3 protein-coding genes are annotated in these 1,551 nt (G+C 62.2%); all 3 read left to right on the forward strand.

Annotation, left to right across the window (positions count from 1 at the left end; genetic code table 11):
- Window positions 1-156 precede the first annotated feature (156 nt).
- A complete protein-coding gene (locus VMR39_RS24575; protein WP_325420164.1) occupies window positions 157-645 on the forward strand; it encodes a hemerythrin domain-containing protein in 489 nt (162 codons plus the stop codon).
- Window positions 646-745: 100 nt separating this feature from the next.
- Window positions 746-1,297, forward strand: a complete 552-nt coding sequence (locus tag VMR39_RS24580) for a CinA family protein (protein ID WP_325420166.1) — start codon at window positions 746-748, stop codon at window positions 1,295-1,297.
- Window positions 1,284-1,551 (forward strand): nitrilase-related carbon-nitrogen hydrolase (locus tag VMR39_RS24585; protein ID WP_325420168.1); only part of this gene is annotated, 268 nt, incomplete at its 3' end. The genes VMR39_RS24580 and VMR39_RS24585, both read left to right, overlap by 14 nt.

Raw genomic sequence — 1,551 nt, forward strand, 5'->3', positions numbered from 1 at the left:
GCTAACATGGGTAAGTCCGGGTCGTGAGGTGGGAGAACCCGCAGCCTTCCTCGTCGGTTTAGATCGGCATGGCTGATGAAAGGATTATCTGTGGTATCTCTTGACCATTCGTCTACCCGGTCGTGGGTGCATCTGGGCCTAGGGGCAGGGCTTGCTATGGCCGCCATTGTCGGGCGCAAACTCGTCGTGCAGGCGCCGACGGTGCTGGCCGGAGACTGGGATAAGGCCCTGGCTGCGGAACATAAGGCGACGTTGCTTCTCTTTGACAAGCTTGAAAAGACGGCTCCCGATGATCGGCGCAAACGACGGCTACTGCTGATGCAACTGAGCCACGCGCTGGGCAAGCATGCGATGGAGGAAGAAAATGCCGTCTATCCCGCATTGCGCGACAATGGCCTGACGGCGGAGGCCGATGCCCTGAATCACGACCATGGCTATGTGAAACAGTATCTCTACGATCTTTCCGACCTGATCGCTCAGGGTGAGGCGTTTCTGCCGAAGCTGGCGGCGTTTCGCGCTGACCTCGAAACCCATATGCGCACGGAGGAGCAGGAGATTTTTCCCCGGCTAAAGACCGCCCTGACGCAAGACGCCAACACTGCCTTGACCCGGCGCATGAATGGCGAAGGTTTGAAGCTTGCCTGATAGGCCGGCCCGGTGGCGGGTCATGCAGGCGCGATCCGCCCGACCATTGGATACCCATGAGTAGCGGCAGCCGCACAAAAAATCGGAAAAGATCCAGGTCATGTCCATAGCTCGATCGGACCCATCAGCGCATGGCGGCGTCGCCGAAACGCTGTCGCCTGCTCTGCCTACGCATGTCGAACAGGATGCAAAGGCGCTGCTGGAAACATGCTGTAGCGCCGGGCTGAAGCTGGCGACGGCGGAAAGTTGCACCGGCGGGCTGCTGGCGTCGTTGCTCACCGATGTGGAAGGCGCAAGCCACGCCTTCGACCGGGGTTTCGTGGTCTATAGCGAGGATGCCAAATGCGACCTGCTGGGTGTCGACAGGCGGCAGATCGGCCGCTGCGGCGCGGTCAGCCGGGATGTCGCGATAGCGATGGCGCAGGGCGCAATCGACCGATCGAATGCCGACATCGCGCTGGCCGTGACGGGCTATGCCGGTGCCGCGCCCGATGGCGGCGAGGAAGGATTGGTGCATTTCGCCTGCGCCGGACGGGACGGGGGTGTAGTGCATCGCGAAGAACATTGCGGCGATATCGGCAGAGGTCCGGTGCGGATACGGTCGCTGGAGATCGCGCTGGAGATGATGGGACAGGCCGTTGCGCGTCGCTGACTCCTTCTTTTCCATTCACAGCCATGGCCTCGTGCGGATCGCGGCTGCGACCCCGCGCGCCACCGTGGGCGATGTCGGCGCCAATGCCGCAGCTATTGAGGATCTGGCAAGGCAAGCCGCCGCGGCGGGCGCCGATCTGGTGCTGTTCCCTGAATTGTGCCTGTCCTCCTACGCGATCGACGATCTGCACATGCAGGAAGCACTGCTGGACCGCGTGGAGCAGGAAATAGCGCGGCTGATTGCTGCCAGTGCGA

Source organism: Sphingobium sp., from assembly GCF_035511395.1.
GTDB lineage: Bacteria > Pseudomonadota > Alphaproteobacteria > Sphingomonadales > Sphingomonadaceae > Sphingobium.